This window comes from Pseudofrancisella aestuarii, assembly GCF_003574475.2.
GTDB lineage: Bacteria > Pseudomonadota > Gammaproteobacteria > Francisellales > Francisellaceae > Francisella > Francisella aestuarii.
In genome coordinates, this window is sequence record NZ_QLIS02000001.1 from 429,653 (window position 1) to 451,568 (window position 21,916).

Consider the following 21,916-nt stretch of genomic DNA (forward strand, 5'->3'; position numbering starts at 1 on the left):
TGGAGAGAACAATGAATTTCGATATGTCCAAATTAATGCAACAAGCACAAAAAATGCAAGAGCAAATGAAAAAAGCTCAAGAAGAAAAAAATAAAATGGAAGTTGTCGGCGAAGCTGGCGCTGGTCTTGTAAAAATTATTATGACAGGTAAGTATGATGTTAAAAGTGTTAGTATAGATGATAGCCTAATGTCTGAAGATAAAGAGATGTTAGAAGATTTAATTGCTGCTGCTGTTAATAGTGCCGTAAGAAAAGTAGAAGAGAGTTCTGGAACAGATTTAAACAAGATGGCTCAGGAAGCTGGCATAGATATACCATCAGGCATGAAGTTTCCATTCTAACTCGTCTTAACTATGCAAAACAATATACTTTCACCTAAAATAATTGCAGTAATAGATTCTTTAAGAAAACTTCCTAGTATTGGAAAAAAGACCTCTCAAAGATTAGCTTTACATCTTTTAGATAAATCTCCAGATACAGCTATTCAAATTGCTAATTCATTATTAGAAGCCGTTAATCATATTCAAAAATGTAGCATTTGCCAAATATTAACTGAATCAGATATTTGTGATATTTGCCTAAATGACAGAAGAGATAGCTCTAAATTATGTATTATCGAGAATATGCTTGATTTAATTGCTATTGAAGAAGCAAATATTTTTAAAGGAAAATATTTCGTATTAAACGGAAGGCTTTCCCCCCTAGATGGAATTGGTCCCAAAGAGCTTAAGCTAGACCTTCTAGAGAAAATCATAACATCCAGAAAGGTTGAAGAAATAATACTTGCTATAAGCCCAACCGTAGAAGGTGAAACTACTGCACACTTTATATCTGAAATGATTCGAAATAAGGATATTAAAATTACCAGAATTGGTTTTGGTGTTCCTTTTGGAGGAGAACTTGAGTATCTAGATCAGCAAACGATATCTCATGCATTTAACTGTAGAACAAATATTTAATCTTTATTTAAACCTCTTTCAGCATTTAGACAAATATCTAATTTCCTAATAGCCCTAGATAGTAAATAGAATTCTTTTGTATCTTTAACAATTATTACAGCCTCTAAAACAGCAACCGAATTACTCATACTTAAAACGCTGAAGCTTCTAATATCAACACCCTCTCTTGCAAAAGCAGTTGTGATTTTTGCTATTGCACCTGATATATTGTTTATTGTAATAATCATCCTAGCTCTGAAACTAGCCTCATCACCATCATGAGAAACCCATTTAGCAAAAGTCTCTTTAGAGCCTTCTTTAGCTAAATCTCTATAAGCAATATTACAACTTGATCTGTGAACTTTAGTACCTTCTCCTGAAACTATAACCGCTTTTACATCATCGTTTGGAATAGGTAAACAACAGTTTGCTATCCTAAGATCATCACCATATCTAATTCTTATCACAGTTTCATCAAATTCTTCTTCTTTTATAGAATCTGATATATGTTTAACAATAAAGTCTATAAAGTTATCTTTCTCAACTAATCCGAGACCTATATCCAAATAAAATCTGTTTATTGTTTCTATACTTTCATAATTATATAAAGCACCATCAACCACTTCAGATGGAATTTCTTCTATATTTATATCAAATTTAGCTAATTCATTAGAGATAATCTCTTTACCTCTAATATAGTTTTCATTCGTACTTTGTTCTTTTATATATGATCTTATAGAAGCTTTTGCTCTGCCTGTAACTACAAAATTCAGCCATGCCGGATTTGGATCAGCTACGGGTGATGTAATAATTTCAACGCTATCTCCTTGTTTAAGCCTATAGTTTAAAGGAACATTTTTTCTATTAACTTTTGCCCCTAGACATCTATTCCCTACAGCTGTATGAATGTAGTATGCAAAATCAACACATGTAGAACCTGCTGGTAATTCTATAATTTCTCCATTTGGAGTAAATACAAACACATCATTATCAAACAGATCTTTTTTTACATTTTCTAAAAACTCTACAGAACTAGCTGTATACACTTGTATATCAGAAATTCTCTTAAGCCATTTTTTAAGAGACTTATCACTCTTCTCATCTGACTTATAGCTCCAATGAGCTGCTACTCCAAATTCTGCAGACTCATCCATTCTTTGAGTCTTAATTTGTATTTCCATTGGAATATTATATGGACCTAAAACTACTGTATGTAAAGATTTATATCCATTTACTTTTGGTGTAGCTATATAGTCTTTAAACTTTTGTGGAACAGGTTTATAAGCTTCATGAACTTTACCTAAAGCAACATAACAATCTATTCTTCTAGGAACTATTACTTTATAAGCATACATATCCATTATTTCAGAAAAAGGCATTCCTTTTTTCTTCATTTTATTATAAATACTATAAAGGGTCTTTTTTCTACCTTTTATACTCTTATCTGTAATTAATGTACCAAGCCTTTTACTTAAAGTTTCTTTTACTTCATAGAATACTTTTTCTTTATTTTTTTCTACTTGTCTAACTCTTTCTTCTAGGATCCTATAACGGTACGGATACATTCCTTCAAATGCTAAAGTTTCTAATTGTTCTTTTAATGTATTGATACCTAGTCTATGAGCTATAGGTGCAAAAACTTCTAAAGTCTCTTTTGATATTCTTCTTTTCTTTTCTGGCTTTAATGGAGCTAATGTCCTCATATTATGAAGCCTATCAGCAAGCTTTATAAAAATCACTCTAACATCTTTTGTAACAGACAATAACATTTTTCTGAAATTTTCAGCTTGTTGCTCTGCTCTATTTTTATGCCTAATTTGAGTAAGTTTCGTAACCCCTTCCACTAATTCTGCAACTTTAATCCCAAATTTATTTTTTATATCTATAAAAGTATATTCTGTATCTTCTATAACATCGTGTAGTAGTGCTGCAATTATTGTATCTGCATCTAACATCATGTCTGCTAAGATACATGCCACAGCAACAGGGTGTGTAAAATATGGTTCTCCGGAGCTTCTAACTTGCGTTTCATGAGCATCTGCGCCAAAGATATATGCTTCAGCAATCTTTAATCTGTCAGATTCAGATAAGTATTCACAAATTAATTTATTTAAATGATAAAAGCTAAACATAAGAACCTATTATATAAACTTATATAAATATAATAATTAGATTTAAAGATCAAAGCAATTATTTAGTTTTATAGGAAATAAGATATCTTCTTGAAAGAATTGCTACTACAGTTATTAATATAATATCTATAATTAGTAGTATAGCAGCCAATGTTGTATTATATTTTTTTTGTGCAAATATAGCACCCTGTCCAGGAGGCACCATTGTGTTAGGGTTGTAGGCAACTCCATACTTCTCAACAATAGAGGAGTTGATATCTCTAATATTAACAACTGGAATGCCTTCTTTTAAATAGTTAACTGCTACTGAGTTTATATTTTTATATTCAGGAGGTAGTTTCTTTGTTATCCCTGGTGGAAAGCTAGGAATACGTACAAATTTTTTATTTTCTTTTTTATCATCGCTCTCTTTCGTAGCCTTATCATCAGTATCTATTTGTTTAAGACCAATAGAAGCCATATTCCCACCAACGTTAATATAAGCTTCTATTTTATCTTCTCCAGCAGCTTTTTTATAAAGTTCCATTCTTGTTTTTATTGATGTATTAGTTGAATCTTTATAAGGAACATTTATCAATTTATAACCATTTCTTTTAACAGCATCATTTAATTTCAATATAGCTGCTGGTGACATTCCATAACCAGTATCTCTTGAACCTCCTAAAGTAATGCCTAAAATAGGATAATCAAAAACTCCATTTTTAACCAAATTCTTATAAATATCTGGCCATGTGAAATCTGGTCTATTTGCGCCAAACTGAGAAGCCCCAGCTGAAAAAATAATAATGGGCTTAAGTTTTAAGGCTTTGATAGCAGATAGCATTCCTATATCTAAAGCTGGATATGAGCCAGTTTCTTGAACAGCCACTACATCACCTTCTTTTAAATCTAACTGCGTTAACCAACTAACAAATAAAGCTGCTATATTAGGATTTACTGATGACCTTTTAGCATAAAGATCTCCTGAGTCAGTTGTAATTTCCGTCATAGATTCACCAATCAAACCAGTACAAGAAACATCGCCAACCTTACTACAATAGTAACCTTTCGACAAAAATTCTCTTTGCGTAGTTTTAAAAGCATTAAAAGCAATATTTGCAGCTTCTAGTTTTTGTGTCATTCCTTTATTTTCTACAACAAGGTTTCCTTCAACTATATATAAAGAAACTATCATAAATACACATAAGAAAACTATAATGTAACGTGACAAAAATTTTCTATGCCAATACATATTTTTCATTTTATATCCCTACTATTTGTGGACCTATTAATACAATTAACAATAAACGGATTATTACAGATGCTATCAATAGAGAACCTATTGTCTCTATAAGCCCTTGTCTATCTATAGATAAGGTAATTAATCCTGGTATGATATATCCAATAACTTGTAAATCACTAGAGAAGTAGCTTGCACCAATATATGGAGCAACAAAGATATTTGACAAATAACCTATAATAAAAGAAAGCAAAACTGTTAATGCTATCCTTCTTCTTCCATAGATAATCATAAATTTAGACATAAAGCGTATAATACCAAAAATAATTATTGAAATTATTATAGTTATTATAACTCTATCAGGAGCACCCATTTCTAAAGCAAAATAACCAGGTACAACCATACCTCCGGTAGAAAGCCCTAGAAATGAAACAAATATTAAACCAACGACAAGACCAATTCCTATCGAGAGAGTTAACGGATCCATAAACAATTACTCCTTAAACAAATTAAACTTCTAAATTATGCTTCTTTTTATGTTCATTATCACAAAAATCAACTAATTGCATACCTATATCTTTAATATTCCCAACACCAACCAAGATATATGAATCGCCAGAATTAGCCACTATAGTTTTATTTAAAATCTCTATTGGTGTCATTTCTTCACAAATAACTACTTTTGCCATAGGCTTACTAAGTACTTTTGCATATTTTTTATAAAAAGAAGTAAAGACCTCTGTTCCTGTACCAATAAGCACAATAAGATCTTGAGTTTGCCATTCTAAAGCTGCTTCTGCCATTTGTTTAGATCTGTCTTCCCTATCATCTCTACAGTTAACAACAAGAACTTTTTTATCACAGGCCTCATATTTGCTACAAAGTTTATCCCAAAGCATTTTTGTAGATACAGGATCATTTGCTGCAAAAGCATTTGCAAAATTAATCTCTTTACCTTGGATATCAAAATTATACTCTGTCATAGCCCCTGGATCTGGAGTTGCTTCCCACATGCCTTTTAAAGCAACATCTCTTGGAATTCCAAGATCATCTGTCACTTTTAAAGCCAAAGCTACATTAATTTTAAATTCTGAATAAACAAACTTATTAATTTCTTCGTCTGTTATTTTTTCAGCATCTTCTGGAGTAGCGACTATAAGCTCTGTACCTCTATCCTTACATGCATACTTAAAAAAATCTAAATGAACATCTTCAGCAGTGAAATATTTTGTCCCAACAGGAACTGTCCCAGCTAAGGCTTTCGCAACATCTCTTTCAGCAGGACCCATAACATCTAAATGGTCTGGACGCGCATTTGTCAAAACTCCATGAGTAGCTCTCACTAACTTTCTTTCACAAAGAGATTGTAAAAGAGGTTGTAAAGCCATACATTCAATAATAATAGCATCCGCTTTTGCTTTTCTTGCTTTAAAAAGTATTTTTATCTGCTCTGCAATATTACTATAACCTATTCTAAAAACTGGTGTTTCAGAACCATCCACATCTATGTATCTTGCTAATGTTCCTGTTGTTTTAGCAACAGTTCTATAACCACCAGCTCTAACACCTGCAGCTATTAGTCTAGCTACACTTGATTTCCCTCTAGTTCCATTAACATGAATTCTTATAGGAACACTTTTTATACTTTTATTGTGAAAAATATTTTCTATTATTAAATACACAGCTAAAGCCACAAAAACGCCAGCAACTAATAAAAAGTCCAAAACTACATCCTTATATTGACAATAAGATATCGGCTAAGATTATATCACTATAAAAGATTTATATAAAGTAACAGATAAAATGTATATTCACTACACTTCTTTAAATCTTGTTTCCGGCATATAGTAAACTATTGGAATCATTATTATTGATGAAATGATCAATAACCAAGCAGGAGCTGATGCACTACCGACAACAACTAATAATAAAGTCGCAACGAAAGGTACTGTCCCACCAAAAAAAGAATTTCCTATATTATAGCTCAAAGCATTACCACTATAGCGATATCTAGCTTGAAATAACTCTGGGGCTGCTGCACCATATGAACCCCAAATTAGCATAAGTGGAATGCTTAATATAGCCGTAGAAAGCATAAGGTAAACAGGTCCCATAGTCATCATAATAAATGCGGGATATGAAAATATTATGTATAACACTATTGAAATTTTAACTAATATCTTACGACCAAAGAAATCACTCATTAAACCCCATAATGGTGCAGAGAATGAAAATAATAAACTAAAAACTGTAATTATAGCTAACGAAAAAAATTCAGAATAACCAAGATCAATAAAGTGTGTTTCTAGATACGACAAAATTAAATAATATGCGATATTACCATATGCTGATAAAGCTATAGCAAAAAACAAAGGTTTTCTCTGCTCTTTAAACATTGAGCGAACTGGAGTTAATGCAATTTCACCAGCTTCTTTAAGCTTTTCGAAAGAGTGACTTTCTGGTATGATCAGTCTCATTATTAATGCAATTATTGCTAAAATCAAACCAACTAAATACCCTACTCTCCAACCCCAAATATCTAAAGCAGTGCTTCCTAATATCCCAGATAGAATCATCACCACTAGAGATGCAAAAAAGACGCCAGTTCCAGATGACATAGTTGCAAAACTTGCAATAAAGCCCCTACGATTAGATTTTGCTGATTCAATCATAAGAACCATTACACCACCATAAGATCCACCTATTGAGAATCCTTGAAAAAGTCTCATCAATATCAATATTAAAGGGGCTAAAATACCTATACTGTTATATGTTGGCAGAAAAGCAATCACCAACATAGGGAAAATCATCATCAGTAAAGATATTACTAATGCTCTTTTCCTACCTAAACGGTCCCCCACACTCCCCATAACCATACTTCCTATGGGACCCATAAAAAAACCGGCAGCAAAAACCCCAAAAGTCATCAAAATTCCAGCATACTTATCTACATGTGGAAAAAAATTATGTGCAATAATTGGAGTCAAATATGCAAAGAGCATAAAGTCATACCACTCTACTATAGTACTAGTAGCGGCAAAGAATACATGTTTTTTTGAGAATTTGATCATTCTAAAATAAATATAATATACATATTGATACTTTAATAAGTATTTATAGTCTTTACAATGATTATTTAGAGTTTGGCTTAATTTTAAATTTGAATGGTGCGGACGGGGAGACTCGAACTCCCACGGTTGCCCGCTGGAACCTAAATCCAGTGCGTCTACCAATTTCGCCACGTCCGCAATATTGTGGGGTGATTGATGGGACTTGAACCCACGACAACCGGAATCACAATCCGGGGCTCTACCAACTGAGCTACAACCACCATTACATCTCTTACTATGTAATGGCACGTCCGGCAGGATTCGAACCTGCTACCCTCGGCTTAGAAGGCCGATGCTCTATCCAGATGAGCTACGGACGCACAAAAATGGTCGGAGCAGAGGGATTTGAACCCCCGACCCTCTGGTCCCAAACCAGATGCGCTACCAAACTGCGCTATGCTCCGACAATATTTTAATTAGTGGTGGCCAGAGGCAGAATCGAACTGCCGACACGAGGATTTTCAGTCCTCTGCTCTACCGACTGAGCTATCTGGCCAATGACGTATATTAAACTATATAGACTATTCTAAGTCAACATGTTTTTTACATTTTTTCTTCGTAAAAAGTTCTAATTTTGTTGCCATCTGCATAAGCATATAGCGTCTGTGCAACTTTAGTTGATCCCGAGTAGATATTACCCTTTTTATCTAGAGCTATTAATCCAACATAATACCCTAATTCATCACTTTCATTTATAGACTTATCCACAGCTTCTTCAAGACTCAATCCATCTTTAATTCTTGTTGCTACTTTTACAGCAACACCTTCATTAACAATATGCTCACCTATACCAGTACAAGATATTCCCATAATATCATTAACGAAGTTCCCAGCTACTGTTGGACTATCTCCAACTCTTCCAGGATACTCAAAACCTGCACCACCTGTTGAGGTTATTGCGCAAATATTACCTTTAGAATCAAGAACTACTACACCTATAGTTCCTGAATATCCTTTTTTCAGGCTTAAATACTCCTTCCAACGTTTTTCTGTCATTGGATTATAAACCTCTAAACCCATAATATTATAAGCAAAATCTGTAGCCTGTTGACCCGCTAAAACACTATTATGCTGCTCTGCCAATTTATTAGCTACTTCAATAGGATTTTTGATATTCTGAATATTTATAACTCCTGCAAATTTCTTTTTAACACTATCCATAATAGATGCTGACATTCTTATTTGTCCATCTTGCTGAACTCTAGATCCTGTTCCAGCATTAAAGATATCATCATCCTCTAATAACTTAGCTGCAAATATAGCCACCTCTCTAGCATTATCTATTTGCACTAAATACTCATGTGATTTTTTGATAATAGACAATAAATGCTCATGATAATCTGAAAAACTTGTATTTTTATCTTCTCTTGCACCACAGCCACCATGAATAATAATTTTTTGCATAATAATTACACTAAGTAAAAATTTATTTACAAAAATTATATATTAACTATCTAAAAAGAGAAAAAGAAATGATTAAAATTCTACAAGATGAGTATTTAAGTTATATTTTTGACCTTCAAGAAGTAAGTGCATTCTGATATCAACTAAACTAATAGGATCATCATCTCTAGCATTATGCATAGACGAATGCTTAAGATGAGAAAAATCTACTATTGTTATCATACCACTACCAACTACTTCAACAACACCTGCTGGATTTAAAAATGCCCCAGTATCCTCATCTATCCCAATACCAACCATATAAGGATTATAAGACAATGCTGTTAGTAACCTACCCAATCTATCTCTCTGAGAAAAGTGTTGATCAACTAATAATTTATTAGTTAATCCTAATCCAGGTGCTAAACTAACCATATTACATCTAGGCATAAGACCTGGTTGACCACTAGCAATCATAAAGCCAGACATAAATGCTGCTCCTGCAGAAGTTCCAGCAACATGAACACCTCTAGCGCTTAATCTTCTAATCATTTGAGCGATAGGAGTTCCACCTAGAGTTGTAGAAAGTAACAATTGATTACCTCCTGTCATAAATACACCTGTACATTCACTCAGCGTATTTAAATACTCTTCATTTACCGTTGCATCTAGCCTAGTTTCGATTTTTAGATTATAAACATCTCTTACACCCATTGAATTAAATATTTTGACATATTCATCACCAGTGTCTGGAAGTTTAGAAGCTGTAGGAATGACTGCTATTTTTGCATCTTCTCCACCTGCTAAATCTATAAATCTTTTTAATACTGTAGGACTTGCTAACTTATCTTCTCTACCCCCAATAGGGATTATATAACCTCTTTCTTCTTTAGAATCTACTTTAGAAGGCATTAATTAAATCTCCTTTAATAAAAATAAAATACACTAAACTTTAAATTTTAAGCCATATAAAATAATACTAATTTATCATTAATAATTCTATATAAATTACTCTAAATAAGTATATAAAGTAACTTATTATACTCTTATATAAATGCTATAATTCGCTTAATTGTTTGATATTTTATAAATGTTTAATTTACCTATGGATAAAAACATAAAAACCCTCGTTATCGGTGGTGCTACTTTAGATACTATTATTGAATATGAAGAAATGCTTACCATGAATATGCAAAGAAAAGATAGTAACCAATCATTTATGCTTTTAGAAGAAGGGGCTAAAATAGAAGTTAAAGAACATAATTCTTTTTCTGGTGGTGGTGCTACAAACACAGCTGTTAGCTTTAAAAAACAAGGCTTAGATGTTAGCTTCTTTGGAAAAGTTGGCAAAGATATAGCTGGAGAAAAAATAATAAAAGAACTATTGGATCTAGGAATAGATACTTCAAATGTTAGATATTCTGATACTTATGGAACAGCAACATCATATGTAATACCCTCATTAGGAGGAGATAGAACTATTTTTGCATATCGTGGAGCTAATAGAGATATTCTAAAAGATGATCTTCCTTATGATGCTATTAAAAGCAGTGACTTTATATATATAACCTCATTAAGTAAAGCCTCTGCAGCTAGGCTTCCAGAAATAGTTAAAATTGCTTCAGAAAGCAATGTAAAAGTCGCTATAAATCCTGGATCTAGCCAGTTAGATGTTGGAGAAAGTTTCATTAAAGATTCTATGTTTGGCATAGATACTCTTGTGTTAAATTACCAAGAAGCAAAAAAACTTATGATGTCTTTACTCTCTACGGCTAATTCTGATGTTATAGAAGTCAGAGATGACAATACAAATGAAAATTTAATAGAAACTAGTACAGCAGTCTTTCAAGATGCTACTTTTAGATTAAAAAGTTTCTTTAAACTATGTCTTAATCTAGGACCTAGAATTATTGTAGTGACTGATGGAGAAAAAGGTGTTTATGCTGCAACTAAAGAATGCCTCTATCATTCAGAAGCTATTTATACTGAAAATGTAGTAAATACATTAGGTGCTGGAGATGCATTTAGCTCAACTTTTTGTGCAAATATATACAAAAATAAAAAAATTCCTGAAGCCATACAATATGCATTGATAAACTCAAGTCAAGTTATACAATATCCTGATGCAAAATCAGGTTTACAAACTTTTGAAGATATAGAAAAAATCAAATCATGGCTTGATAAAGAGCTTGATAAAAATATAAAAGTCATTTCCTGGTAGCTATATAATCACCATCAAAGAAAGATTCTACATCTCTAACATAATAATCAATCTCTTCATTATCATAAAAGTTAGTAGCTGATTTATCATCATCCGCATGCACAAGTACTGTAGTCATGCCTAAATATTTTGCTGTAACTAGATTATGAGAAGAGTCTTCAAAAAAGATGCTATCTTCAAAATTTATACCAAATTTTTGCTGACCTATTTCATAATATTTTTGCTTTGGTTTTGGCACAAGTCCAGTTTTTTCAAGTGTTAAAATGCCATGAAAAAATTGATGTAAATCAAATTGCTTTAAAAGCCTATCAGCATGAAAGTCTGATGCATTAGTAAAAATATATAGGTTTTTATTCTTTTCTTTAAGATCTAATAATATTCCGTTTAATTCTTTATTTGGCCTAAAGTGATTTATTTCAATGTTATCAATAAAATGTAAGAACTCTTTATATTCTATATTATGATATCTCATAAGACCAAGCATGGTTGAACCACACTCATAATAAAGCTCATCTCTTATAGCATTTGCTTTTTCATCATCTAAAACATCTAGCTTAAGTTTTATGAAATCAGACATTCTTTGAAGTTGCATATCGAAAAGGCCATTATCATATGGATAAAGTGTATTATCTAAATCAAATATGTAGTTTTTCATAAGTTCTTCCCGCTCGCTATTTTATACATTTTCTTCTAAAACTTGTCTATATAAATCAACATATTTTTTTGTATTTAATTTTTTAGAAAATCTATTTAAAAAGTCTTCTCTTATAGCGTCTGGATCATAAAAATTAATATTTCCAATAATATCTAACATTGCTTCTACTAGTTGTTTAACATCGCCTATATCTACAAGCTTTCCATTTATATCATTTACTATATCTTCTGGACCTCCACACTTAGTAGCAATTATAGGTTTTCCAAAAGCTAGTGCTTCTATATATACTATCCCAAAACTTTCATGTCGACTAGGTAATACAAATGCATCACAGTTATTAAACTCTTCTATAATATTTTTTCTATCAAGCTTACCTACAAATTCAACTTTATCAAAAATATTATAATCTTGTGATAGCTTAATATACTCTTCTTTTTGATTTCCATCTCCAACAATTCTAAATTTTATTTCTTGAAGATTTGGTATATCTTTAATAGCTCGTAACAAAATATCTATACCTTTTTGACTTGTCATACTGCCGACACTAAGGAAAGTAAATATTTTTTTATTTATCTTAGCTTTTTCTTCTACATAATTATTTTCATTAATAAAATTACTTATAACTACTATTTCTTTTTTCATATTAAGTTTCGCTATATCTTTTTTCAGACTATTACTCACAGCTATAACTCTTGCTGAATTTTCCATTGATTGCTTTATCTGATTTAAAATTTGCTTATTTTTGATATAAGCATTAAAAGGAAAAGGGCTCATGTGTTCAGTAATAATAAAGGGGATATCGAAATCTTTTGATAATATATATGCTATATAACCAGCTGGATAGCTCACATGAGCGTGCAATATATCAATTTTTATACCTTCATTAAGTAAATTTTTTAGCCTTTTTCTATGATTTTGTATTTGATTATCTAAATTACCATTTAAAACTATATTGCTCCAACTCAAAGACTTTGAATAATACTCTATATAATTACTAAGCAACTTATTAATCTTACATTCATCATTTTTATAGTTTTTAAGATTTTTGATGGATTGAATAATAGCTTTAGGAGATAGTGTATATAAACTTGCTATACTTACAAAATAATTTACCTTATTCTCATGCTCTTCAGCAATCATCATAGCTTGTTCTTTTATAAAAGATCCTGATAAAGTATTGTTTTTATCAGGATACCAAGATGGGATTAAAAATATATTTATCATTTCTTTCCACAAAATACTCTCATAACTTTCTCCATAGAATTAAGTTATAACATATAATTTGAACTATTTCTGCTAACACAAATAAATATAAAGCTTGCATAATATTATCTGAAATATAAAAAATAAATCCTCTATAAACTAAACTTATTATTCCAAAATAAAGCCCTATATTTTGAAGTCCTAAAACTAAATATGCTCTACTTGTTGGAGAGGAAATAAAGATAAAAAGATACATCCATGCTAATATACTAGCTATATCACCAGCTTCTTTCCAACTTTCTCCAAAAAGAAAAGAAAATAACTCGGGACCATAGATAAACAATAAAATCGTTGGAAAAATACCTATAGCAAATAAAAACATCCATACTTTTAATAAAAGTATTTTTGCTGACTTTTTATTATTGTTATTAATCCTATTAGAAAATTCTTGATAAAAATTCTGTCCTATAGCACCACCAATAATTCCCATAGGAATAGATAACATTCTCTCAACCAACATATAATATCCAACCATTATCAAACTATGATATAGTGATGAAATAGCAAATATTGGTATTTTCATAGAAACCATATCAAGTAAAGATGTTGGTAAAACATATTTAGGTTGTTTACTATACTTTTTTACCATTGAAATTATTTTTCGTTTTCTAATATATTTTATTTTATTCTTGTCCACTCCCAAGATCATTTTTGCTAGAACGGCAATAGTGACTCCCTGCCCAAAAACTCCACCTAATATTAATCCATCACTTCCGACATGTCCAAAACCCATACCTAGATTAGCTGTAGCTGTTGTTGTACTTTGCACTATCGCACTTGTAGCAATTCTTTTATACTCTTTTTTTCTATTTAACCAATAATTAAAACTTTGATAAATACCTGCAAATAGAATAGTGATAGGTAGAACATAAAGCCAGTGAGATATTTTGGTATTTCCTAATAAACTTATAATCTTAGTATTAAAGACAAAAATAATCACAAGAGATATAAGGCTAACAAAAAAAGATATTATAATTGAGAGTGCTAGCAAATTAACAGCATCACTATCTTTTTTAGGAAGCACTATAGCAACCTCATACTTTCCTGTTACAGCAACCACCATTATAGATGCTGCCGCCATATAAAGAGCAAAAGCTCCAAAATCCTCCGGAGAGTATAGCCTTGTTAGGATAGGGCTTATAATAACTGGTATTGCTTGCGCAATAGTTAACCCTATCATAATAATTAAAACATTTTTTTTAAATGAATTATTTTTTGACATCAACTTAATACAAATTAATTGGCAAACTCAAAACCGTATCACATAAATTTTGAGAACCTTTAAAACAATCTAAATCTATCAACTTGCCGTTAAAAGCTCCTTGCTTATGCATTGACTTATTATAATAAATCATAGTTAATACATCTTTATTAGCATACTTTTTTTGCAAATTATCTCTAGCTTCTTTTGAGTTTAGCCTAATAGTATATTGAGCAAAACTAGAAATATAGCCTTCTGGGATACATGGTAATTGATAATTCTTACCTTTTAACTGTTGATTATATTTTTCTGCTATCTTATTTACCGCATCCAGCTCATAATTTTTGAAAGCCTTTAACTTAACTCGTAAAATTGCAGCTTGAATACTATCTAATCTAGAATTTACTCCAATACGAATATTATCATACTTATCATCGCCATTTTTACCATGGACAACATACGAGCGTATAAAAGTTGCTAATTCATCATTATTTGTAAAAATAGCTCCACCATCACCATAACATCCAAGAGGTTTTGCAGGGAAGAATGAAGTCGTAGCAATATCTCCAAAGCTACAAGCTTTCTGACCATTAATACTACCACCAAAGCCTTGGGCTGCATCTTCTATTATAAGCAGATTATATTTATCTACTATTTTCTTAATTTCTGGATAATTTGCTGGTAGTCCAAATAAGTCGACAGTCATTATAGCTTTTAGTTGTTTTCCATAGCCTTTTTGCTGTAATTCTAAAATAGTTTCTTCTATTTTTTGTGGACAAATATTATATGTCTGCTCATCAACATCCACAAATACAGGCACAGCCCCTACAAATGCTACTGATTCAGCACTTGCAAAAAATGTAAAGTCAGGCACCAAAACAATATCATCTTTACCAATACCTAAAGATGTAAGCGAAATAGTCAAAGCATCTGTACCATTAGCACAGGTAATACAATGCTTAACTCCAATATATTTGGCTAGCTCTTTTTCTAATTCTTTGACTTCTGTTCCACCTATATATTGACCAGATTCTAAAACATTTAAAATAGCTGTATCAATCTCTTTTTTCAACGCTTTATATTGAGCTTTTAGCCCTCTAAACTCCATCATATTTGTACCAGATGTTTATCTTCTATTCTATAACTTCGTCCACATTCACTACATATATTAATATCTTTAAGCACATTACCACATTCACAAACCCAACCAATCTGTTTAGCAGGTATACCAGCAACTAAGGCATAGTCAGCGACATCTCTAGTCACAACAGCTCCAGAAGCTACCATCGCCCATCTGCCAATAGTATTACCACACACAATAGTTGCATTTGCTCCTATTGAAGCTCCATATTTAACTAATGTTTTTTTATACGCCTCCCTCCCCTTAGGGTATTTTGCTCTAGGAGTTAAATCATTAGTGAAAACCATTGACGGACCACAAAACACATAATCTTCAAGCTCTACCCCTTCATATATGGAGACATTATTTTGAATTTTAACACTATTACCAATTTTTACATTATTACCAACGTTCACATTTTGACCTAATGAACACTTAAAACCAATACTAGCTCCTGAATGTATATGACAAAAATGCCAGATCTTAGTATTCTTTCCCACAGTAACATTATCGTCAATATAACTTGACTGATGTATAAAATAGTTAGACATTTACTTCTCCATATATTTTCTAATTAGATCTCTAGAGAATTTTGAAAATGGTTTTTTTACTGCTTTATTACAAAATGGGTGATAATCTCCTTTTAATCCTATAGGGTCAATATGTCTAATTTTAAATACTGTCTCAATTGCGACACGTGCATCTGATACTCTATAACCCTCTCCTGTAAGTATACCTTGATAAGTCATAGTATGTAAATCCGCAAACCCCTCACTAAACTCTATTTCCTCACTATCTACTGTTATAGAGCGATATGTTCTTTGGCCTTTAGTTTTAATTTCATCTGGTAACATATCGTAGTCAATACTTAAGAACCATCTAACTCTTGCATTTTCAAGCTCAATATAGCCTGCTATTTTATCTTCTTCACGAATATGAACAATATTTTGCTTAACATCTCCAAATATCCAATATAGCATATCAAAAAAGTGTACACCAATATTACTAGCCAAGCCTCCTGACTTTTCAACATCTGCTTTCCAGGTTGTATAATACCAGTTACCTCGACTAGTAAGATATGTGAGATCTATATCATAAATTTTATCTTTAGGTCCATTAGCAATCTTTTGTTTCAAAGCAATTATGCTTGGATGAACTCTTAACTGTAAAATATTATAAATATTTTTACCTGTTTCTTTCTCTACTTGCTCTAAAGCATCTAATGTCCATGGATTTAAAACTAGAGGTTTTTCAGATATTGCATGTGTACCATTTCTAAGAGCAAATCTAATATGACTATCATGCAAATAATTAGGTGAACATATAGATACATAATCAGTCTTATCATTCGTATGTTGAAGTTTATTAACGTGCCTTTCAAATCTTTCAAATTCTTTAAAAAAACTAGCTTCAGGAAAATAGCTCTCAATAATCCCTACAGAGTCAAAAATATCCATTGCAGCAATAAGATTATTATTTGTTTCTTTGATAGCCTTCATATGCCTAGGAGCTATATATCCAGCAGCTCCTATTAATGCAAAGTTTTTCATTTATTTACCTCTTCATAGTTTAAAATATTTTCTATAATTATTTTACTAGCATTGCCATCACCATATAAACTATTTGAGAAATCAAATTTAGTTTTATCTAGATCAACATAGGCTTCTAATATGCTTGTTTTATTAGCTCCTACGAGGATATTTACTCCAAGATTAACTAATTCAACCCACTCGGTTTCATCTCTTAGCGTAATACAAGGTTTAGCAAAAAAATATGCCTCCTTCTGCAAACCTCCACTATCTGTCATAACTAGCTGTGAATTGTTTATCAACCATATCATTTCTAAATAACCAACAGGATTAATTATTGTTAGATTTGAATGAGAGTCTAAAACATCATTTTTCTCTAAAATATTTTTTGTTCGTGGGTGAAGAGGTAATATAATCTGTGTTTCTTTAGCTATCTCATTAAGCCCTGAAAGAATCTCTCTTAATCTATTTATGTTATCTGTATTTTCAGCCCTGTGAATAGTACATAATATAAACTCTTCTTGAATATAAAAATTAGATGGCTTATTTGCTAATTTTTTATAAAAGATTATTCCATCTTGCATTACATCACCAGAATTTATAACTTTACAATTAAAATTATTATATCCTTCATTTTTAAGATTCTGGATAGCTATATTAGTTGGACAGAAGAGTAAATCACTAACTCGATCAGTAAGTATTCTGTTTATTTCTTCTGGCATTTGCATATTAAAGCTTCTCAAGCCTGCCTCTATATGAGCTAGCTTTATATGTAGCTTACCAGCAACTATAGCTCCGGCTAAAGTAGAGTTTGTATCTCCATAAACTATTATCCAATCAGGCTTTTCTTTAAGAGCAATCTCTTCTATTTTTTCTATCATCTGACCAGTCATAGCACCATGAGATTTACCACTAACCCCTAGAAAATAGTCTGGTTTAGGAATCTTCATCTCATCAAAGAATATATCCGACATATTTGCATCATAATGCTGTCCTGTATGAACAATTATTTCTTTGATATTATTATATTCAGCTATCTTACGACTTACAGAACCAGCCTTAATAAATTGTGGTCTTGCACCTAGTATTGTTAGTATTTTAAGCATTTATAACATCTCTATAAACTTTATATAACTTCTCTTCTTCTATACTCCAGTTATATTTTTCTAGGACTGCTTTTTTTCCATTTTGCCCCATTCGTTCTGCCTCTAATGGATTATCTATTATATAGTCTATAGCTTTCGCTATCTCTTTAGGCTCTAAAGGATTTACACATATCCCACAATCATTACCCTCTACTATTTCTTTCCAAAAGAAAATATCTGAAGATATAACAGGTAATCCAGCAACCATATATTCAAACATTTTCACAGGTAATGCATCTAGATAATTAATAATTGGATGTAATGTTACTAACCCAGCCTTTGATTTACAATATACATTTAACACCTGGTCTCTACCTAAAAAACCTAACTCATTTACCTTTTGCCAGCCAACATACAGTTTTACTTCTTTTTCAGTCTTTTTTTCACTAAATTGTCCGCCCAAATTCAGCCTAGCTACGTTAACAAACTCCATAGCCTTTACCATCTCTTTTATACCTCTAGTCTCACATATACCTCCCACATAACAAACCTCGTCTTTTTTTTGATCCCAAGATGTATTATTTGATAGCTCTCCAATTATTGGGAAATTATTTATATCTACAGTATTTTGATTAATCTTTAAAAACTTATCTCTGATATATGGAGTTGCAGCTATGATATAGTCAAATTTCTTAGATGAGTATTTTTCATATATAGCAAAACATTTAGAAAGAATGATTCTTGTATATTTATTCAAATATGGTTTTCCAAGCAGCTGTTTTGGTAAATCTTCATGAGCATCAAATATTACTATTTTACCTAGCTTTTTAAGCTTCAATCCTATAGGAATTAGTTCTGGATCATGCAGATGATATATATCACTATCTAATTCTTTTGCTTTTTCAAAGACTTTCTTTACAGTCTTTGTCATACGCAAAATTCTACTACCACTTTTTGCTCCAACACCTAATATATCTATATTATTTATAGTTTCATCTTGCTTACCATCTGCAACTACTAAGCTAACTTGATAATTAACAAGTTTAGCAAGAGAGCTACACATTTTTATAAAAATACGCGTATCATATCTAGAATGTGCTGATGTCAGGTGAGATATTTTAATCAATTTTGACATTATATATTCTTTCCCATATAGATATATTATATAGTTTCCATAAGATATTTTTATTACTATAATCAGCTTTTTTTACAAATTGCTTAACTATTCTAGATCTACTAATTTCAGCTTTTATATTCTCTATATTAGCATCAATCCACATATCCGTAGGTGCTTCAAATCCAAACTTATTCTGCCTCCAAACAATATCTTTAGGCAATAAATTCTCCACAACCTTTCTCAGTAAATACTTTAAAAAACCTTTCTTAAATTTAAGCTTATCATCATATGATATCGCTGATGTAACAACTTGATAATCTACAAATGGCAATCTTGTTTCTATAGAGTGTCTCATTGAGTTTTTGTCCTCATATCTAAGTAGATGAGGCAGGTTTCTTACCATGATCTCTCTTTTTTGAAAGTTTTCAAATGTTTGAAAAGAGTAAATATCAGTATATCTCTTACTATCAAGAGTATGATTAAGTAATACTCTTTTGCTTCTATATTTTTTTTCTATCAAAGACAGTTGATTTCTAAAAAGAACTGCTACACTACCCTTCAAAACTCTTCTCTTAGATACTTTAAAAACTTTTAGCCTCTTAAAGTCTATTATAAATCTAACAATATTTAGCTTAGCCAGTAATGATGCGAAATAAAATGAGTAATAACTCTCATATCCAAATAATGTTTCATCGCCTCCTTGACCATCAAGCATTACTATACAGTTAAGTCTTTTTGCTTCTTTCATGACAAAATACTGCATAAGTATTGACGGGCCTCCAAATGGCTCCTCTTGAGTATATACAACTTCTTCAATATTATTAGAAATAGCTTTTAGACTTGGCTCTATGACAGATAAATCAAAGTTACAATAGTTAGATACTTTCTCAGCATATCCGCTTTCATCTGTCTTATTTTCAACAGACTTTGCATGAATAGCTATGAATTTACTTCCGCTATTATCTGTATACATTTTTGAAGCTAATGCGGCTATAGATGAACTATCAAGACCACCACTTAGACATGTACCAATTTTAACATCAGATCGAAGCCTTAAAGCTATAGAGTTCTTCAAACTATTACCCAAATGCTCAATAGCTTCAGACTCTTTTAGTTTAACAAGATGGCGACTAGGCTTTAAATCAAAGTATTTAAAGGTTTTATAATTATTATCTTCTAAATTATATATAAGATTATGAGACTGCGTTAACTTAAAAACTCCTTCAAAGAATGTTTCATTAGTATGCTCTTCTAAACTATAAAGTAAATAGTCCGCTAAAATATTTTTATTTACATATCTTTGTGGCAAATATTCTAAAATTTGCTTTATCTCTGAGCCAAATATAAACTTATTATCTACTTCAGCATAATAAAATGGCTTAACTCCGAACCTATCTCTACTACAAAATATTTCTTTTTTAACCTTATCATATATAGCAAATGACCACATACCATTAAACTGATTTACGCAATCATATCCCCACTTATCATAAGCCGCCAGTATGACCTCTGTATCTGTGTTTGATTTAAATTTATATCCAACCTGTTCTAGCTGTTCTCTAATTTCTAAATAATTATAAACTTCTCCATTATATGTTATGGTATATCTATCCATATAATGCATCGGCTGATGGCCGTCTTCACTCAAATCAAGTATTGCTAATCTCCTATGTCCAAATGCAAAATTAGATTCAAAGAAAAAACCCTCACTATCTGGTCCACGATGTATGATAAGATCATTGATATTCTTTATATCACTAAAATTAACCTCTAAATTATCTTTATTGATTATGCCACTAATCCCACACATTATCCTAAACCTCTATAAACTTCTAATAGATTTTTTTCCTGTTCTTCCCAATTAAAAATAGCTTTAACTTTTTTTATATTCGATTTGAGTTTTTCTTTATCTAGTCCTTCAGCTTCTGTGATTGCTTTTTTTAATCCATTTAATGTATTTTCTTTTGCTACTGTTCCGATCTTATTTGATTCAACTAACCTTCTCATCTCATACAAATTTGAAATTATAACTGGTATTTCAGCCATAATATATTCAAACATTTTATTAGGTGAACACAGATAATGATTTAAACAGTTATTTTCATAAAATAATAATCCAAAATCAGCACTGCTTGTATAATCAAGCAAAATCTCAGGTGCTACAGCTTCGTGAAAATATATATTCCTGTATTTGTCTGAACTTTCTTTTATTAAATTTTCAAGAGAGCCGTAACCCATAAAAACTATTACAGCATTTTCATTTTCTATACTTATAAATGTATCAAGAAGTATCTCAACTCCCCTGCCTTTTGATAAACCTCCTTGATATAGGAATATAGTTTGATTATCTTTTATACCTAGGTTTTTTCTGAATAAATTTTTCTTATTTATTTCTTTATATGGTGGTGCATTAAGTACTAATGCTGGCTTTCCTATATTATAAAGCTTCACATACTCATTTGCGATTGACTCACTTACAGTTATAACTTTATCAACATATTTTATTAACGATTTTTCTAAAATATATTTTAACTTAATACTGACTTTTGATTGATTAGGTATGTCATTTATCTCATATTCATGTGCATCGTATACAAGTTTTAAATTTTTATTAAAAAACTTCTTTATTATTACTCCTACAGGCAAAGCATTAAGGTCATTACAATGTACAGTGTCACTGGATTTATATTTTTTAACAACCTTATAAATAAATTCTAAATATTTGATTATCTGCACCAATTTATGCTTAGACCATTTTCGAGTTCTAAGTTTAATTCTATGTATAGGTATATTTTGAATACTATCAAACTCTTTTAATGGTTCTTCGTGAAGCGCTACAACCTTTACATCATATCCTGCATTTTTTAGTGATATATTTTCTTTTAAAACACGACTATCATTTTTAAAATTATTTAATACTATTGAAGTTACCTTTTTCATAAA

General features: G+C 31.1%; 20 protein-coding genes and 5 tRNA genes. 3 read left to right on the plus strand and 22 right to left on the minus strand.

Going from position 1 to position 21,916, the window contains the following annotated elements:
* Window positions 1–11 precede the first annotated feature (11 nt).
* Together DNK87_RS02215 and recR are read left to right on the plus strand one after the other, a co-directional pair.
* Complete coding sequence (locus tag DNK87_RS02215; protein ID WP_119330408.1) at window positions 12–341, plus strand: YbaB/EbfC family nucleoid-associated protein; 330 nt, start codon at window positions 12–14, stop codon at window positions 339–341.
* A 12-nt stretch (window positions 342–353) separates the two neighbouring features.
* Window positions 354–959 carry a recombination mediator RecR gene (recR, locus tag DNK87_RS02220; RefSeq protein ID WP_119330407.1) on the plus strand — a complete coding sequence of 202 codons (606 nt, stop codon included), beginning with the start codon at window positions 354–356 and terminating at the stop codon, window positions 957–959.
* Here the strand turns inward: recR and DNK87_RS02225 are convergent.
* The 12 genes from DNK87_RS02225 to DNK87_RS02280 all read right to left on the minus strand — a co-directional run bounded on the left by DNK87_RS02225 (window position 956) and on the right by DNK87_RS02280 (window position 9,694).
* Window positions 956–3,070 carry a RelA/SpoT family protein gene (locus DNK87_RS02225; protein ID WP_119330406.1) on the minus strand — a complete coding sequence of 705 codons (2,115 nt, stop codon included), beginning with the start codon at window positions 3,068–3,070 and terminating at the stop codon, window positions 956–958. The genes recR and DNK87_RS02225 overlap by 4 nt on opposite strands.
* 58 nt (window positions 3,071–3,128) lie before the next feature.
* On the minus strand, window positions 3,129–4,310 hold the full coding sequence (pgsW, locus tag DNK87_RS02230) for a poly-gamma-glutamate system protein (protein ID WP_119330405.1): 1,182 nt from the start codon (window positions 4,308–4,310) through the stop codon (window positions 3,129–3,131).
* A gap of 1 nt (window position 4,311) precedes the next feature.
* The gene (pgsC, locus tag DNK87_RS02235; protein WP_119330404.1) at window positions 4,312–4,776 is read right to left on the minus strand and encodes a poly-gamma-glutamate biosynthesis protein PgsC; all 465 of its coding nucleotides are present in this window, start codon (window positions 4,774–4,776) and stop codon (window positions 4,312–4,314) included.
* A 22-nt stretch (window positions 4,777–4,798) separates the two neighbouring features.
* Window positions 4,799–6,013 (minus strand): poly-gamma-glutamate synthase PgsB, encoded by a 1,215-nt coding sequence (pgsB, locus tag DNK87_RS02240; protein WP_119330403.1) that lies wholly within the window; start codon window positions 6,011–6,013, stop codon window positions 4,799–4,801.
* A 90-nt stretch (window positions 6,014–6,103) separates the two neighbouring features.
* Entirely contained in the window at window positions 6,104–7,360 is a 1,257-nt protein-coding gene (locus DNK87_RS02245) for an MFS transporter (protein WP_119330402.1), read from the minus strand.
* A gap of 94 nt (window positions 7,361–7,454) precedes the next feature.
* Window positions 7,455–7,537 (minus strand) — tRNA-Leu (locus DNK87_RS02250).
* Between the two features lie 7 nt (window positions 7,538–7,544).
* Window positions 7,545–7,620, minus strand: a tRNA-His gene (locus DNK87_RS02255).
* A gap of 22 nt (window positions 7,621–7,642) precedes the next feature.
* Window positions 7,643–7,719: transfer RNA gene (locus tag DNK87_RS02260), tRNA-Arg, on the minus strand.
* A 7-nt stretch (window positions 7,720–7,726) separates the two neighbouring features.
* Window positions 7,727–7,803, minus strand: a tRNA-Pro gene (locus DNK87_RS02265).
* A 16-nt stretch (window positions 7,804–7,819) separates the two neighbouring features.
* Window positions 7,820–7,895: transfer RNA gene (locus DNK87_RS02270), tRNA-Phe, on the minus strand.
* A 47-nt stretch (window positions 7,896–7,942) separates the two neighbouring features.
* On the minus strand, window positions 7,943–8,803 hold the full coding sequence (locus tag DNK87_RS02275; protein WP_119330401.1) for an isoaspartyl peptidase/L-asparaginase: 861 nt from the start codon (window positions 8,801–8,803) through the stop codon (window positions 7,943–7,945).
* Window positions 8,804–8,875: 72 nt separating this feature from the next.
* A complete protein-coding gene (locus DNK87_RS02280) occupies window positions 8,876–9,694 on the minus strand; it encodes a cyanophycinase (RefSeq protein WP_119330400.1) in 819 nt (272 codons plus the stop codon).
* Between the two features lie 193 nt (window positions 9,695–9,887).
* Between DNK87_RS02280 and DNK87_RS02285 the strand changes: the two genes are divergently transcribed.
* Window positions 9,888–11,003, plus strand: coding sequence for a carbohydrate kinase family protein (locus DNK87_RS02285; RefSeq protein ID WP_119330835.1), 1,116 nt, complete (start codon window positions 9,888–9,890; stop codon window positions 11,001–11,003).
* Here DNK87_RS02285 and DNK87_RS02290 read toward each other — a convergent pair.
* Genes DNK87_RS02290 through DNK87_RS02335 form a run of 10 tightly spaced genes read right to left on the minus strand, consistent with a single transcriptional unit; the run spans window position 10,990 to window position 21,913 of the window.
* Window positions 10,990–11,658: an HAD-IA family hydrolase gene (locus DNK87_RS02290; protein ID WP_119330399.1), complete on the minus strand. Its 669-nt coding sequence runs from the start codon at window positions 11,656–11,658 to the stop codon at window positions 10,990–10,992. The genes DNK87_RS02285 and DNK87_RS02290 overlap by 14 nt on opposite strands.
* 21 nt (window positions 11,659–11,679) lie before the next feature.
* Complete coding sequence (locus DNK87_RS02295; RefSeq protein ID WP_119330398.1) at window positions 11,680–12,882, minus strand: glycosyltransferase; 1,203 nt, start codon at window positions 12,880–12,882, stop codon at window positions 11,680–11,682.
* A 19-nt stretch (window positions 12,883–12,901) separates the two neighbouring features.
* Complete coding sequence (locus DNK87_RS02300) at window positions 12,902–14,143, minus strand: lipopolysaccharide biosynthesis protein (RefSeq protein ID WP_119330397.1); 1,242 nt, start codon at window positions 14,141–14,143, stop codon at window positions 12,902–12,904.
* A gap of 4 nt (window positions 14,144–14,147) precedes the next feature.
* Window positions 14,148–15,233: a DegT/DnrJ/EryC1/StrS family aminotransferase gene (locus DNK87_RS02305; RefSeq protein ID WP_211360936.1), complete on the minus strand. Its 1,086-nt coding sequence runs from the start codon at window positions 15,231–15,233 to the stop codon at window positions 14,148–14,150.
* Entirely contained in the window at window positions 15,230–15,793 is a 564-nt protein-coding gene (locus DNK87_RS02310) for an N-acetyltransferase (protein WP_119330395.1), read from the minus strand. The genes DNK87_RS02305 and DNK87_RS02310 overlap by 4 nt, the downstream gene beginning before the upstream one ends.
* Complete coding sequence (locus DNK87_RS02315) at window positions 15,794–16,792, minus strand: Gfo/Idh/MocA family protein (RefSeq protein ID WP_119330394.1); 999 nt, start codon at window positions 16,790–16,792, stop codon at window positions 15,794–15,796.
* Window positions 16,789–17,877: a non-hydrolyzing UDP-N-acetylglucosamine 2-epimerase gene (gene wecB / locus DNK87_RS02320; protein WP_119330393.1), complete on the minus strand. Its 1,089-nt coding sequence runs from the start codon at window positions 17,875–17,877 to the stop codon at window positions 16,789–16,791. Before wecB ends, DNK87_RS02315 begins: the two co-directional genes overlap by 4 nt.
* Entirely contained in the window at window positions 17,870–18,991 is a 1,122-nt protein-coding gene (locus DNK87_RS02325; RefSeq protein ID WP_211360937.1) for a glycosyltransferase family 4 protein, read from the minus strand. Before DNK87_RS02325 ends, wecB begins: the two co-directional genes overlap by 8 nt.
* Window positions 18,975–20,783, minus strand: coding sequence for an asparagine synthase (glutamine-hydrolyzing) (gene asnB / locus DNK87_RS02330; RefSeq protein ID WP_119330392.1), 1,809 nt, complete (start codon window positions 20,781–20,783; stop codon window positions 18,975–18,977). The genes DNK87_RS02325 and asnB overlap by 17 nt, the downstream gene beginning before the upstream one ends.
* Complete coding sequence (locus DNK87_RS02335) at window positions 20,783–21,913, minus strand: glycosyltransferase (RefSeq protein WP_119330391.1); 1,131 nt, start codon at window positions 21,911–21,913, stop codon at window positions 20,783–20,785. Before DNK87_RS02335 ends, asnB begins: the two co-directional genes overlap by 1 nt.
* Window positions 21,914–21,916: the final 3 nt, after the last annotated feature.

Excerpts from the sequence above, each read along its gene's own strand:
- DNK87_RS02215 (WP_119330408.1), top strand. The coding sequence starts at position 12 with ATGAATTTCGATATGTCCAAATTAATGCAACAAGCACAAAAAATGCAA.
- pgsC (WP_119330404.1), bottom strand. The coding sequence starts at position 4,776 with ATGGATCCGTTAACTCTCTCGATAGGAATTGGTCTTGTCGTTGGTTTA.
- DNK87_RS02325 (WP_211360937.1), bottom strand. The coding sequence starts at position 18,991 with ATGTCAAAATTGATTAAAATATCTCACCTGACATCAGCACATTCTAGA.
- DNK87_RS02280 (WP_119330400.1), bottom strand. The coding sequence starts at position 9,694 with ATGCCTTCTAAAGTAGATTCTAAAGAAGAAAGAGGTTATATAATCCCT.
- DNK87_RS02335 (WP_119330391.1), bottom strand. The coding sequence starts at position 21,913 with ATGAAAAAGGTAACTTCAATAGTATTAAATAATTTTAAAAATGATAGT.
- DNK87_RS02315 (WP_119330394.1), bottom strand. The coding sequence starts at position 16,792 with ATGAAAAACTTTGCATTAATAGGAGCTGCTGGATATATAGCTCCTAGG.
- recR (WP_119330407.1), top strand. The coding sequence starts at position 354 with ATGCAAAACAATATACTTTCACCTAAAATAATTGCAGTAATAGATTCT.
- DNK87_RS02225 (WP_119330406.1), bottom strand. The coding sequence starts at position 3,070 with ATGTTTAGCTTTTATCATTTAAATAAATTAATTTGTGAATACTTATCT.
- DNK87_RS02300 (WP_119330397.1), bottom strand. The coding sequence starts at position 14,143 with ATGTCAAAAAATAATTCATTTAAAAAAAATGTTTTAATTATTATGATA.
- DNK87_RS02245 (WP_119330402.1), bottom strand. The coding sequence starts at position 7,360 with ATGATCAAATTCTCAAAAAAACATGTATTCTTTGCCGCTACTAGTACT.
- asnB (WP_119330392.1), bottom strand. The coding sequence starts at position 20,783 with ATGTGTGGGATTAGTGGCATAATCAATAAAGATAATTTAGAGGTTAAT.
- DNK87_RS02305 (WP_211360936.1), bottom strand. The coding sequence starts at position 15,233 with ATGATGGAGTTTAGAGGGCTAAAAGCTCAATATAAAGCGTTGAAAAAA.
- pgsW (WP_119330405.1), bottom strand. The coding sequence starts at position 4,310 with ATGAAAAATATGTATTGGCATAGAAAATTTTTGTCACGTTACATTATA.
- wecB (WP_119330393.1), bottom strand. The coding sequence starts at position 17,877 with ATGCTTAAAATACTAACAATACTAGGTGCAAGACCACAATTTATTAAG.
- DNK87_RS02295 (WP_119330398.1), bottom strand. The coding sequence starts at position 12,882 with ATGATAAATATATTTTTAATCCCATCTTGGTATCCTGATAAAAACAAT.
- DNK87_RS02290 (WP_119330399.1), bottom strand. The coding sequence starts at position 11,658 with ATGAAAAACTACATATTTGATTTAGATAATACACTTTATCCATATGAT.
- DNK87_RS02275 (WP_119330401.1), bottom strand. The coding sequence starts at position 8,803 with ATGCAAAAAATTATTATTCATGGTGGCTGTGGTGCAAGAGAAGATAAA.
- DNK87_RS02285 (WP_119330835.1), top strand. The coding sequence starts at position 9,888 with ATGGATAAAAACATAAAAACCCTCGTTATCGGTGGTGCTACTTTAGAT.
- DNK87_RS02310 (WP_119330395.1), bottom strand. The coding sequence starts at position 15,793 with ATGTCTAACTATTTTATACATCAGTCAAGTTATATTGACGATAATGTT.